13 protein-coding genes are annotated in these 13543 nt (G+C 38.8%); 5 read left to right on the top strand and 8 right to left on the bottom strand.

The annotated features are described in order from the left end of the window. Positions 1–114: 114 nt before the first annotated feature. The gene (gene bshA, locus BM179_RS18935; RefSeq protein WP_092018740.1) at positions 115–1269 is read right to left on the bottom strand and encodes an N-acetyl-alpha-D-glucosaminyl L-malate synthase BshA; all 1155 of its coding nucleotides are present in this window, start codon (positions 1267–1269) and stop codon (positions 115–117) included. Positions 1270–1610: 341 nt separating this feature from the next. Here bshA and BM179_RS18930 point away from each other — a divergent pair, with 341 nt between their 5' ends. Beyond that, a complete protein-coding gene (locus BM179_RS18930; protein ID WP_092018739.1) occupies positions 1611–2483 on the top strand; it encodes a geranylgeranylglycerol-phosphate geranylgeranyltransferase in 873 nt (290 codons plus the stop codon). Here BM179_RS18930 and BM179_RS18925 read toward each other — a convergent pair. Then, entirely contained in the window at positions 2476–3006 is a 531-nt protein-coding gene (locus BM179_RS18925) for an META domain-containing protein (protein WP_092018738.1), read from the bottom strand. The two genes, BM179_RS18930 and BM179_RS18925, sit on opposite strands and share 8 nt — an antisense overlap. A 110-nt stretch (positions 3007–3116) precedes the next feature. On the opposite strand from BM179_RS18925, the gene purN reads away from it, so the two are divergent. From purN to BM179_RS18910, 3 genes are all read left to right on the top strand, one after another. Beyond that, positions 3117–3680, top strand: coding sequence for a phosphoribosylglycinamide formyltransferase (purN, locus tag BM179_RS18920; RefSeq protein WP_092018737.1), 564 nt, complete (start codon positions 3117–3119; stop codon positions 3678–3680). A gap of 184 nt (positions 3681–3864) precedes the next feature. Then, positions 3865–4302 (top strand): SRPBCC family protein, encoded by a 438-nt coding sequence (locus BM179_RS18915; RefSeq protein WP_092018736.1) that lies wholly within the window; start codon positions 3865–3867, stop codon positions 4300–4302. Positions 4303–4339: 37 nt separating this feature from the next. Further along, on the top strand, positions 4340–4714 hold the full coding sequence (locus BM179_RS18910) for a VOC family protein (protein ID WP_092018735.1): 375 nt from the start codon (positions 4340–4342) through the stop codon (positions 4712–4714). Positions 4715–4718: 4 nt separating this feature from the next. Here BM179_RS18910 and BM179_RS18905 read toward each other — a convergent pair whose 3' ends face one another. The 6 genes from BM179_RS18905 to BM179_RS18880 all read right to left on the bottom strand — a co-directional run bounded on the left by BM179_RS18905 (position 4719) and on the right by BM179_RS18880 (position 12784). Beyond that, positions 4719–5993 carry a hemolysin family protein gene (locus BM179_RS18905; protein WP_092018863.1) on the bottom strand — a complete coding sequence of 425 codons (1275 nt, stop codon included), beginning with the start codon at positions 5991–5993 and terminating at the stop codon, positions 4719–4721. A 148-nt stretch (positions 5994–6141) separates the two neighbouring features. Beyond that, the gene (locus tag BM179_RS18900; RefSeq protein ID WP_092018734.1) at positions 6142–7332 is read right to left on the bottom strand and encodes an efflux RND transporter periplasmic adaptor subunit; all 1191 of its coding nucleotides are present in this window, start codon (positions 7330–7332) and stop codon (positions 6142–6144) included. Positions 7333–7409: 77 nt separating this feature from the next. Continuing rightward, the gene (locus BM179_RS18895) at positions 7410–8615 is read right to left on the bottom strand and encodes a TolC family protein (RefSeq protein WP_177219452.1); all 1206 of its coding nucleotides are present in this window, start codon (positions 8613–8615) and stop codon (positions 7410–7412) included. 5 nt (positions 8616–8620) lie between these two features. Further along, on the bottom strand, positions 8621–11779 hold the full coding sequence (locus BM179_RS18890) for an efflux RND transporter permease subunit (protein WP_092018732.1): 3159 nt from the start codon (positions 11777–11779) through the stop codon (positions 8621–8623). 165 nt (positions 11780–11944) lie between these two features. Beyond that, positions 11945–12328 carry a hypothetical protein gene (locus BM179_RS18885; RefSeq protein ID WP_143095267.1) on the bottom strand — a complete coding sequence of 128 codons (384 nt, stop codon included), beginning with the start codon at positions 12326–12328 and terminating at the stop codon, positions 11945–11947. A gap of 195 nt (positions 12329–12523) precedes the next feature. Then, on the bottom strand, positions 12524–12784 hold the full coding sequence (locus BM179_RS18880) for a DUF4834 family protein (RefSeq protein ID WP_092018730.1): 261 nt from the start codon (positions 12782–12784) through the stop codon (positions 12524–12526). A 236-nt stretch (positions 12785–13020) separates the two neighbouring features. Here BM179_RS18880 and BM179_RS18875 point away from each other — a divergent pair, with 236 nt between their 5' ends. Further along, on the top strand, positions 13021–13542 hold the full coding sequence (locus BM179_RS18875) for an SPOR domain-containing protein (RefSeq protein ID WP_092018729.1): 522 nt from the start codon (positions 13021–13023) through the stop codon (positions 13540–13542). Position 13543 lies beyond the last annotated feature (1 nt).

Here is a 13543-nt window from a genome sequence, read left to right as displayed (position 1 = left end):
AGAACCATTCTTTGACGAACAGGAGGAAGAAATAGTCTCCTTTTCTCCGTAATTTTCAACAAATAATTTGGTTTTAACTTCCGTAAAACAGGAAATCCCGGAAACCCCTTCTTACTACAATTCCATCACCTGAGGAAATTTCCAGCTTTTCGCCGTAATCTGTTCATAGTATTTTTCGTACATAGGCAGAATATTTTCAATATCAAATTCTTTGGCTCTGTTCAACGCATTGGTCTTAAATTCAGCCAATATTACTTCATCTGAAAGAATATACAAGGCATTTTTGGCCATATCTTCAACATCTCCGACATTACTTACAAAGCCTGTTACACCATTTACATTCACTTCAGGAATTCCTCCCGCATTGGAAGAAATTACCGGAACTTCACAAGCCATTGCTTCAAGAGCCGCCAGACCAAAGCTTTCTTTTTCTGAAGTAAGCAAAAACAAATCCGCCAACGAAAGTACTTCTTCTATTACATCCAGTTTCCCAAGAAATCTTACATCATTCTGGATTCCTAATTCACGACACAACATTTCAATGGAAGTTCTCTCTGGCCCATCGCCTACCAGCAATAACTTGCTAGGAATCTGCTGATTAACCAGATGAAATACTTTTACAAGATCTTCTATCCTTTTTACCTTGCGGAAATTGGAAGTATGCATCAGCAACTTTTCTCCGTTCGGACAAATGGCTATTTTGAAATGATCTTTGGGTTGTTTCTTGAACCTTTCCAAATCAATAAAGTTTGGAATTACTTCAATCTTGCTTAAAATTTCAAACTCATCATAAGTATCATTTCTCAGACTTTCTGATACTGCTGTAACACCATCTGATTCATTGATGGAAAAAGTAACAACAGGTTCAAAAGAAGGATCTTTTCCGACAAGTGTGATATCAGTACCATGAAGCGTTGTGATAAACGGCGTATGAACACCCTTGGTTTTAAGGATTTGTTTGGCCAGATATGCTGCTGAAGCATGAGGAATCGCATAGTGAACATGAAGTAAATCTAACTTTTCATTGATTACCACATTCACAATCTTGCTGGCAAGTGCCGATTCGTAAGGTAAATACTGAAATAAAGGATAACTGGAAATACTAACTTCGTGATAGTAAATATTTTCGTTGAAAAAATCTAACCTTGGAGGCTGGGTATAAGTAATAAAGTGAACCTGATGACCAACTTTCGCGAGCGCTTTTCCTAATTCTGTGGCGACTACTCCACTGCCACCATACGTAGGATAGCAGACTATTCCGATTTTCATTTGTTTATATTTTCAGTAATTTTCAAAGTTCTGCGTGAAACAACTTTCCAATTAATGCGTTTTCTATTGGTTTTCAGGATTACAATTTATACCTGTTTCATTAAATCACGCATTATTCCCTTAAAATTGTATCGGCCTGTACCCGGGAACTGTTTTAGTGTATTTTTACTTATTTTTATGATAACACCGGACTAAATTTAATAGTTTTGCCAAGTTTCATTATTATGCAATTTACAATTTTCGACGGTATTTTTCTCTAACTTTAATTCTAACACTCAAATAAGGGAAATTGCTCCACAGTATTCCGAAAAATATTTTCATTTGTGTTTTATCCAAAAAAAATGGCACGTAAAGTAACAATCCGGCAAGCGACTCTGGGATTTCTGAGACTCATCAGAACGCAAAACCTGCTGATTATAATCTTTACACAATATTTTACCAGAACATTCCTGATCGGCTCTCCTTCAAAATGGATAGAATACCTCCGTGAAAAAGATCTGGCATTAATCTGTTTATCCACTGTGCTCATTGCTGCAGCCGGTTACATCATCAATGATTATTATGATATTAAAATTGACCTGATTAATAAACCTGACAGAGTTGTGATCGGGCGGCTCATCAAAAGACGATGGGCAATGGTGATTAATCAATCCTTTAATGTGTTGGGGATTCTGATAGGATTGCTGGTAAGCCGGAAAGTGTTTGCAGTAAATCTATTTGCTGTTTTCTGTCTGTGGATCTATTCAAATCAGTTAAAAAGAACTGCATTCTGGGGAAATCTGACAGTTGCTATTATGACCGGACTTTCACTGCTGGTTCTCGCAGCATTCTACAGCGGACATCAGAAGGAGGTCTGGATTTATGCCATTTTCTCTTTCTGCATTACTTTAATCCGTGAGATTATTAAAGATATGGAAGATGTAAAAGGAGATGCAGCCCATGGTTGCAAAACCCTTCCGATTTTATGGGGAATTGCCCGGACCAAATGGCTGCTTTATATTTTTATTGCTTCGTTCCTGACAATCCTCTTTGCTTTTACCACACAATTACCCAATTCTCAGATCGGATATATTTTCCTGATTGGCTTACTCCCGATTGGCTATCTGACTTATAAACTCGTACTTGCTGATACTAAAAAAGATTTTGCCTTCCTTAGTAATTTCTGCAAAGTCATTATGCTTTTAGGAGTTCTGAGTATGGGATTTGCTAATTAGTTTTCTCAAAAGTCATATAAGTTGTCCAGACACCGCCTGGTAATGTCTGAGCAATTCCGAGCAAAAGCTGCATTTTCCCGTTATTTTGTACAAATACAAAACGATCTGAGTTTTTCAGAAGACTGTAATATAAGCTTTCACACTGCATTTCTTCAGCAGTTCCGGCTTTTTTGGTGGTTGAAATTTCACTCATTTTAATCGTTCCGACCTGTTTTTCAGTATCGAAAGTCTGAACCTTATAAGAGCCGGCATATTCATTGACTACCGACTGGCCTCTGAAAATGAGCCCTTCATCAGGTTTAGGAGCAGATTCCGCTGTGAAATTAATGGTAACAGCCCGGGGAATTGAACCTCCCAGACAAGGAGACCCGGCGATATCGCCCATTTTCACATTTGTCAGCTTCCAGTTTCCCTGCAAGGCAACAGCATCAGAAGGAGGCGTTACACAGCCATCATCTTTCCTGCAACCTGAAAGATTCAGCATAAGAAAACATAGGAAAAAAAAGCTCAGTAAATTTTTCATAGTTCAGTTTCCTTTTTGTTGATAAAGACCAAAAATTGTCTGAAAAGGTTGGAATGTTCTCCTTAAATTTGAAGGATTTTTGACGGGGATAAAAACGTCGTATCAAATTTATGAAAAACCTTGCCATTTTTGCTTCAGGTTCGGGTTCAAATGCCGAACGAATTGCAGAATATTTCCTTGACTCAGAAGATGTTAACATCAAACTCATTCTGTGTAACAATCCTCAGGCCGGCGTTATCCAAAGGGCTGAAAGATTGAATATCCCGTTAGTTTTATTTGACAGAGCTCAGTTTAAATCAGATTATGTTGTAAATACTTTGAAAGAAAATGGGATTGACTGGGTAATTCTTGCCGGATTTCTTTGGTTAATTCCCCAAAACCTGGTTGAAGCATTTCCAAATAAAATCATCAATATTCACCCTGCTCTGCTCCCGAAATTCGGAGGAAAGGGAATGTACGGCCATTTCGTACACGAAGCGGTTGTTGCCAATAAAGAAACTGAATCAGGCATTACGATTCATTATGTAAATGAACATTATGATGAGGGCGGAATTATTTTCCAGGCTTCATATCCTGTATTACCTACTGATACCCATGAGGATGTTGCCAAAAAAGGTCAGGTTCTCGAACATAAACATTTTCCTGAAGTAATAGATAAGCTGATCCATTCTTAAAAACATCACTGAGGCAGATTGAAAAAGAAATGAATCTGCCTCAGATGATTCACTTTATTTGCTAAAACCCTTTCATACAGCAGGTTATTCGCATAATTTAATTTGCTTCTCATACAAAAAATCAACAATTTCCTGTAAATTACTTTATCTTTTTCCGGTTTAATTCATCAAAAAGAAACTAAAAATGAAGTATTCTACTGAAATTGACATCAATCTCCCTATCGACAGGGTAATTGAACTTTTTGACGATCCTGATAACCTCAAAAAATGGCAGCCCGGGTTGCAAAGTTTTGAAGCCATTAGCGGGACTCCAGGACAGCCGGGAGCTAAATCAAGACTCAGATTTAAAATGGGAAACAGAGAAGTGGAAATGATAGAAACAGTGACAGTCAGGAACTTACCGGATGAGTTTAGCGGAACATATGAAGCGAAAGGGGTTTTCAATATTATTAAAAATTCCTTTATTCCCCTTTCTTCCAATCAAACCAAATGGGTATCAGAACAAGAATTTCAGTTTTCAGGAATTATGAAATTTATTGCATTTTTTATGCCCGGAGCCTTTAAAAAACAGACCTTCCAATACCTTCAGCAGTTTAAGGAATTTGCTGAAAAACAAGGGTAAAATCTTAAAATATCAGTCCATTTAAAAAATCAAGACCATGAAAATTCCGGAAGGACATCAATCGGTAATGCCTTATTTAATGGTAAATGGGGCTGTTCAGTTTCTGAGTTTTCTGGAAAATGTTTTCCAGGCGGAGAAAATTTATTGGATGCCCCGCGAAGATGGCAGCCTGATGCACGCTGAAGTAAATATACACGGGAGCACAATTATGTTCTCTGAAAGTCAGGATCCGGGAGATAACCTTTCCAATAAATTTTTCATTTATGTGGAAAATGCAGACGAAACTTATCAGAAAGCATTAGATTCCGGTGCAAAAGCCATTTCAGATTTAGCCAACAAAGAATACGGAAGAAGTGGTGGTGTCATTGATCCCTTCGGAATTACCTGGTGGATTACCTCAACCAAAGAGTAATGACTTATTCGGTAAGTTTTACGAGAATTTTATCAATTCTGGCACCATCCATGTCTATAATTTCAAATTCAAACCTTTGCCAGATCAGTCTTTCGCCGGTTTTCGGAATATATCCCAAATGTTCAAGAATCATTCCTGCAATAGTATTAAACTCCTGATCTTCAACAATTTCAATGAGATCAAAAAAGCGAAGAAAATCATGATATGAATACTGGGCATCAATCAGCCAGGTTCCATCCTCTCTCTGAACAATCTGAGGTTCTGTAAAATAGTCAGTCGAAACATCTCCAACCAACGCATCTACAAGATCATCAAGGGTCACTATTCCCTGAATTACACCATATTCATCGGCTACCACGCCATAATGTACTTTGGTTTCTTTAAACCTTTCCAGCGCCTTATAGGCAGAACTGTTTTCCGGAATAAAATGGATTGGCTGTAAACATCCGGCAAGATCAATTTCTCTTCCGGCCAAGCTTTCCTTGAATAAATCTGTCAGAAAAACCACTCCTTTCGGGCTTTCAAGAGAGCCGCTGCAAACCAGATAAACAGAATGCACTTCATTACTGATTTTCTGTTTTATCACTTCTGAAGAATCATGATCATCCAGCCAGACCAGGTCTCCGCGATAAGTCATTAGAGAACTCACTTTTCTATCGCCCAGGTAAAAAACCCGTTTTACAATATCATGCTCTATTTCCTGAATTTCTCCGCCTTCTGTTCCCTCCTGCATGATAGCCTTGATTTCTTCTTCTGTAATTTTACTATCTGCTGAAGGTTTTATATTCAGAATCCGGAGTAATAGCTCGGTGGTAGTGGTAAGTAACCAGACAAACGGAGCAGCCAGTCTGGAAATGACAATCATCGGCATGGCAACCGCTTTAGCAATGGCCTCCGGATGATTTAATCCAATTCTTTTAGGTACTAATTCTCCTAAAATCAAGGATAAAAATGTAATCATCATTAATACAAGACTTACTGAAACAGGATGGCTGTAAGGGCCGATATATGGTAAGGGCTGAAGGTATGTATCGAGCTGAATAATAAGACTTTCACCTCCAAATACCCCTAAAAGAATTCCGATAAGTGTAATTCCGATTTGAACGGTTGACAGGAATTTATTGGGAGAATTCATCAGATCCAAAGCCCTGCGGGCAGCAATACTTCCTTTTTTGGCAGCACTTTCAAGTTTTACTTTCCGTGAGGACACCACGGCGATTTCAGACATTGAGAAAATACCGTTTAATATTGTCAGTGCTAATATGATTAAAATCTCCACAATCAGTGAGTAGGTTTTGAAAATCCGGTAACTGCTCAATCAGTCCCGGAAAATATTGAAACAATGCTATTTCTGAGAACTTAAAGTTAAGGCTTTTGTATCAATATTCAGGAAAAAAGTCGGGAAGCAACTCCCGACTCTCCTGCAATTATTCATTTTTCTTTCTCTCTGCTTCCAGAGCCAATACATTTTTATTAGCAATTTTAACATCCGAAGGGATATTCTCAAGCACTTTTACCTGCACATATTGTTCATCTTCTCTCAGAATTTCAACCCTGTATTTCCGGAAAGCAATTTTCTCAGGAGTAGGTCCTGAAGCACAAAAAATGAATTTATTATCTCCGTCATCAAAAATAGCGGTCTTAGGTAAAGTATTTTCACTGGTTTTGGTACCAACCCCAACAATTTTAACTTTCACATTCATATCGGCTAAAATCGGCTCTTTGGTATTGGGCCTTTTAAAATTAACATGAAGTGTTATTGCTTTATTCTGCGCATCAATCGCCCTGGAAATATATGCAATTTTCCCCTGCGCATTTGCGATAGCACGGTTTACAAAAGAGATTTCTACCGGTAAGCCTTCTTCTACGAAATCCGCATCTTTTTCATAAACAAATACATCTGCCTGTAATTTATCCGGGTTAATAATTTCTGCCAGAATGGTTTCGGGTTTTACCAGAGAACCTATATTCTCATTAAACTTGTACACAAAGCCATCGATAGGTGAAGTGATGACTAAAGAAGAGGTCATTTTCATATCCCTTTTTTTGGCTAAACCACCCGTACTGATCCCGATCAGGTCTAATTTGTTCTGCAAAGCTTTCTCTTTGGCAATCGCAGCCTTCAATTTAGAATCAACAGACTGATATTCAGCTAGCACACCGATATTGCTTTTTCTCAGCTCATCCTGACGTTTGTATTCTATTTCCAAAAATTCTGCCTCACTTTGTGCGGCGGCAAATTCATTCTGCAATTCAAGTAACTGAAAACTTGAAATTTTCAGAATCGGCTGCCCTTTATGCACACTCATGCCCTCGCGAACAAAAATCTGCTCCACTTTCCCTTCAATATGACTACTTACCTCCGCCTTGCTATCGGGCAGCAAAGTAATCACACCATTGGAAAAAATAATTGGTTTCAGGCTTCTTGTCTCAAAACTGACAAGATCGACATTAACAGATTCAAGCTGTTTCTGATTCAGTACCAAAGAATCCAGACTGGTCTGGCTTTTCACTTTTGTTGAAACAGTGCTGCTTTTTTCTTCCGAACTGCAGCCTGCCGCCACAATGATCGTGACACAGAAAGAGCTAAAAATCAGGTATTTTAATGAATGTTTCATATTTCTTAATATTTCAGGTTTCTGACTTAACCCCTGCTTTCTTTAAAACAGGCTTTATTATTCAAAAACGATGATGACTATTCTCCTTTCAAATATTGTAATGTGATAACTGACTGGTTAAAATTTCTGAGCGCATCAAGGTAGCCCAGTCTGATTTTAAAAGCCTGCTGCAAGTTGAGCAGGTAATTATAATACCCTATGCTCCCCAGACGATACCCGTCTTTTGCGGCGTTAATAATTTCGCTGGCTTGTAATAAACCGATGGTTTCATAATATTCCAGTGCTTCCTGGTATTGTCTGTATTCTGAAACCGCTTTATCGTATGTTCCCTGTAGTTCATAATTATTGAGGGCGATCTGTTTCTGGGCAATTTCCACATCCTTTTTCGCCCCATTGATTCTGGAGTTAAAAACCCATCCCCAGACTGGTAAAGTAACACCCAACTGGAATCTGTATCCTACCGGACTATTTTTATCTCCCTGATTCAGATAACCTACAATTACATTCGGAAGTCTTCGCTTTTTCTCCAGACTCAGCAATTCCATATTCAATTGCTGGTTTTCCCGGTAAAATCCTGTCAAAGGGTTCTGAACGAAATTGGTATCCGTTGAAATGACCGCATGAATAAATTTCAGTTTGTCAAAATCTCCCGAAACCCTCAGGGTTGTATCATTGGGCATGCCAATCAGTAGCCCCAGTTGAATACGATTACTTCTTACTTTGGCTCTTATCTGATCCAGTAAATACTGTACTTCCCTGTATTGGGATTCGGCATTTAATTTCTCAATTCTCGAAATCTGTCCAACCTGCACCCGGACGTCTGTAATCTTCACAAAATCTGCCAAAAGAGAATCCTGACGCTGATAATTCCGGATTACTTCTCTGAGGTATCTAAGCTCATTGTAAACCGTTTTTACATTATAGCGTAAAATATTACTGGTAATCTGTTTTTCAGTTTCCGTAAGTCTGATTTGACTTTCCTGAGCCTTTTTCTGCTGATTATACACTTGCGGCATAGCGAATTTCTGCATAATCCCTGGTCTGAAAGCATCAGAAGTGGGAGCCTGAAATAATAATTCCGGGCTGTCAAAATTCCTCGTTGCCGGTAATAAAACCCTTTGTTTCTCTATTCTTAAATCTGCAATTTTAGTTTGCGGGTTTAATTTGATAGCCATCTCAATGGCTGTATTTAAGGGGATAACCCTTGCAGTTTGCCCTATTCCATATTTACTGGTAAAAAGGCACAAACTTAAAATCACTGTTTTTAAAATTTTCCTGCTCATTATTTTCATACCGTTTCTTCAATAATTTCTGGTTGAACTTTTTTACCGGCAAACATTGCGTACAACACAGGCAGCACAATGAGAGTCAATATGGTAGCCGTAAGCAACCCTCCGATTACTACCGTTGCCAAAGGCTTCTGAACTTCCGCACCAACACTCGTTGAAAGCGCCATAGGCATAAAGCCCAAAGCAGCCACAAAAGAAGTCATTATTACAGGGCGAAGACGTTCTTCCAGGCCTTTCAATACCCGTTCTCCCGGATCTTCAATTCCCTGTTTGCCCAGTTCATTAAAATGCCCTACCAATAAAATCCCGTTCAGAACGGCTACCCCGAATAAAGCGATAAAACCGACTCCGGCAGAAATACTAAAATTCATGTCACGCAGAAGAAGAGAAAAAACACCTCCTACAGCAGACAAAGGCACTACAGCATAAATCAGTAAACTATCCCTGAAATTTCTGAAAGTCAGATACAGCAATCCAAAAATGATAATTAAGGCAATCGGTACTACAATTGAGAGTCTGGCTTTCGCACGGCTAAAATTTTCAAATTCTCCGCCATAATTAATTTCGTAGCCTTTCGGAAGAGAAATCTGTGCATCAACCGCTTTGATTACATCATTTACGACAGATTCCAAATCCCGTTCTCTGACGTTAAAACCAAGATTTACCACTCTTTTTAAATTTTCATGGTTGATTTCGGAAGGGCCAATATCCTCGGAAATATCTGCAATTTCGTGTAAAGGAATAGGGTTATTATCTTTATCGTTAATCAGCAGATTTTCAATATTTTCCACATTTGCACGATCCTCTCCCACCAGCCGCAAAGTGACGTCAAACCTTTTGTCTTTTTCATAAACCACTCCGGCCGTAGCGCCTCCGTAAGCCATTTGAATCGCTCTGTTCACCTGCTGAACTTTGATACCATACAAAGCCATACGTTGTCTGTCATAGCTGATATTCAACTGCGGAAGTCCGAATACCTTGCTACCCTTTACATCTACTGCTCCCGGAATTTTCCGTACAAGCTGAATAATCTGCTTACTTCTTGAAACGAGGGTATCGAGATCAGATCCGTAAAGCTGAACCACTACGTCTGTTCTCGCTCCGCTGATCATATCATTTACGCGGCTTTCAATTGGTTGGGAAATAGCATAAATAGGTCCCGGAAACTGTTTCATGTAATCATTAACCAAAATGGAAAGCTCTTCCTGATTTTTGGCCTTTTTCCAAAGTTTTTTGTCCCGGAATGACACATAAATTTCCTGAGATTCCAGAGGAAGCGGATCTACTTTTACTTCGGAAGTTCCAAGCTTGGAAACCGCACGGTCTATTTCGTCCGGAAAAGTTTTCAATAATCCTTCCTGAAAAATCCGGCTCTGTCTGATCGACTCAGTCAAAGGAGTTCCTATCGGTAAATCCATATCAATTACCATATCTCCTTCCTGAATTTTTGGCATAAATTCCCCTCCGATTTTTTTAAAACCGAGGATTCCTGCACATAGAACCAGGATGGCAAAAACGATAACGCCTATTTTAAACTTAAGTCCAAGGCGGACAACAGGCTTCAGTCCTCTCAGGAAAAACTGAATTATTTTTTCAGAAAAACCATGATCGTGAAGAGATTTCGGCGGTCGAAGAATCAGTGCGCTCATCATAGGCACATAAGTAACAGCCAGGAGCAATGCTCCGATAATGGCAAAACTTACCGTTTTGGCCATTGGGGAGAATAACTTTCCTTCCACTCCCTGCAAAGTAAGGATAGGCACATATACAATCAGGATAATTAATCCCCCGAAGACTACCGATTTTTTAACCTCAGAAGAAGCATTGATAATGACATCCTGTCTTTCAGCATAATTCAATGTTTTGCCGGTAAACTCTTTTCTTTTCGCCATAGCCAGTGCTAAAAATAACACGGCTGATTCTACTACAATAATGGCGGGGTCAACCAATAAGCCAAAATCTATAGCTCCGAGACTCATTACATTTCCAACCACATTAAACAATTTCATCCAGATGAAGGCAAAAAGCATCGACAAAGGAATCACAGAAGCTGCGAGTAAACTTGCTCTCCAGTTCCCCAGAAAAACCAGAATTACAATCATCACAATCAACGCTCCTTCCACAAGGTTTTTGGCTACGGTAGCAATGGCACTGTTTACCAGTTCAGATCTGTCCAGAAAAGGCTCAATAACCAAATCAGGCGGTAATTCCTTCTGAATTTCCACAAATCTTGCTTTAAGAGCCGTTATTACTTCATTCCCGTTTGCTCCTTTCATCATCAGAATAGAACCTCCGACTACTTCACCTGAGCCGTTCATTGTGAGGGCTCCAAAACGCAAAGCATGCCCGAATTCTACCTCAGCCACATCTTTTACCAAAACAGGTGCAGAACCATTCTTTTTAATAACGGTATTTGCTATGTCATCAAGTCCTTTCGCCAAACCGATTCCACGGATTGTATAGGCCTTATTATCTTTTTCTATATATGCCCCTCCGGTATTTCCATTTCCCTGGCTCAAAGCCTCATAAATCTCATCAACTGTTACTCCCAGGGCTTTCATCCTTTCAGTTCTCAGTTTTGCCTGATACTCTTTGGCATATCCTCCGTAGCCACTCACATCTGCTACTCCCGGAAGTCCCAATAATTTCTTTCTGACAACCCATTCCTGAATAGTACGGATTTCGGTTAAAGTATATTTGCTGTTATTCAGGTCTTTAGGGCGGATTACATACTGATAAATCTCGCCAAGACCTGTGGATACCGGCCCTAAAGTGGGTGTCCCGGCACCTTCAGGTATATCTGCCTGTACCTGCTGAAGGCGTTCAAAAACCTGCTGCCTTGCCCAGTAAATATCAGTTTCATCAGTAAAAATCAGTTTAACAACCGACGAACCAAATTTGGAAGAAGACCTTGTTTCCACTAAACCCGGAATGTTTGCCATGACCATTTCAATCGGGGTGGTCAGGAACATTTCGATCTCAAGAGAAGATAAATTCGGAGAGTTTGTAATTACGTCCACCTGATTATTGGTTACATCAGGTACGGCGTCAATAGGAAGGGTTTTCAGGGAATACCCTCCGGTAATCATTAAAATAAGCATCATAATCCCCACAGTCCAGGGGCTTCTGACGCAGGCTGCAATCAGTTTGTCAATCATGGATTTGCCACAACACTGCTTCAAAAAATGGGGAAACCCATTTTTAAACGCGCTGTCGAATTAGTTTAATAAAGAATAAATCAAAAAAGTCTGGAAAAAGCCAAAAGAGTATGATCCCATTCATGCTGAAGCAAAATGGAAATCAAAAGCCGGACCTTGAAGTATTTAAACCTGTGGAGGGGGAGTAAAGAGAGAAATGACGGTATTATAATGCGATTCTTTGTAAAGACTATTTAAAACGCTCTCAGCATTGCCCCAAATGACCTTAGACAACATAAAGTTCTCTTCATTCATTTCGAAATCATCTTCGCTGGAAGTTTCACGGGTGGTATTTTGCTGACTGCCTGATTCATCACTGAATGGGCTGGACAAATCAAGAGAAATATAACTTTTAGCATTCTTTTGAGGAGCCATCCTTATGGACAAATCACTAAAGATTCTTGTTTTTTTACTATTTCCATTTTTGCCGGAACTATCTTGCGGGATTGTTAGCATAGCGAAACAAACACCCAGCCAAAACATCAAACTATATGGAGTTTTTCTTTTCAAAATCTAATAAACCAATCGAAATTTAGTAATATTTAAAGACCCTTCCCTAAAACTAAAATGTTATCTTTCTACAAAAATAATGTTTAATTTGAGATTAGGGCAATTATCACCTATGTTATTTCAGATTTTACCAGAAGTTAATTCTTTAAAAAAGACAATTATCGCTATTATTAACGGTGAAAGAAAAGGATGGGATTATTTTACTTCCTCATAATCGATATACTCTCCGCCCCGAAAATCATCAGTTGATTTTGGATTTTTATTGCGGGGAGGAACATAGTCAACATCAATCTGCCCTTCTCTTTTTTGAGAGCTCTGAGCGTTACGTTGTTGTTCATAAAATTGTTGCTGGCTTTTATTCATCTGAGATACCACAAAGCCTTTCACCAGCCATTTTATCAAACGGGGAAACAGGAAGAACACTAAAAAAACAATACCTAAGAATTTGATTATCATTTTATTGCTAATTTAAAACGTCGTCAAAACGAAAATATCTACTGAATTAATAATGGCAAAATTACGGAATAGTTTCTTTCATTGGACAAGAATTTTATGAATGGTTTATTTTTAAGGTAATTGATCTTTTTTCATTTTTGAAAGAAATATCCTGAAAAGTTATTCTTTAAACGCTTTTTGTATCGGTTCATTTCTTTAAATTTACAGCATAAGAATATTCTTAACTACTTGCAAGCATGAAAGATACGCTAAAAAAGCCTGTTTCATTTATCTCATTTGTACTTGGTTTTTTACTTTTAGGCGTCCTTTTAGCCATTGCATTTATTCATTTGCTGGGAAATCCTTTCAAACCAAGTAAGGAAGATATTGCCATTGCAGAAGATGCCATTGACTCTACTCTGGAAATTCCTCCGGTTGTGGCAGCTCCTCTCCCTGAAACTTTCAAAAAAGAAGCAAAGACTGAAATAAAAGAAGAAAAAACAAAAGAACCTTCTTCCCGGAGAACTGTAAACAAGGAATCAACTTCGAAAAGTTCCGGCAATATTCTGGTTATTACCGGTTCTTTCGGGGATGCAGCCAATGCGCAGAATGAAGTGAGGTATTTAAAGAAAAGCGGATTTATGACAGCTTTTTCATTTCCGTCCAGCAATAAATCTCTGATCAGCGTCAGCGCCGGATCATTTAGTGAATCAGAAGCCCGAATCGTTTCCGAAAAACTCAGGAAACTAGGGAAACAGGTAATTGTCAGAAGTAAATAAT

It is taken from the genome of Pseudarcicella hirudinis, from assembly GCF_900115665.1.
Taxonomy (GTDB): Bacteria; Bacteroidota; Bacteroidia; order Cytophagales; family Spirosomataceae; genus Pseudarcicella; species Pseudarcicella hirudinis.
Note: the sequence above shows the minus strand (reverse complement) of the source record. Positions and strands in the feature narration are given on the sequence as shown.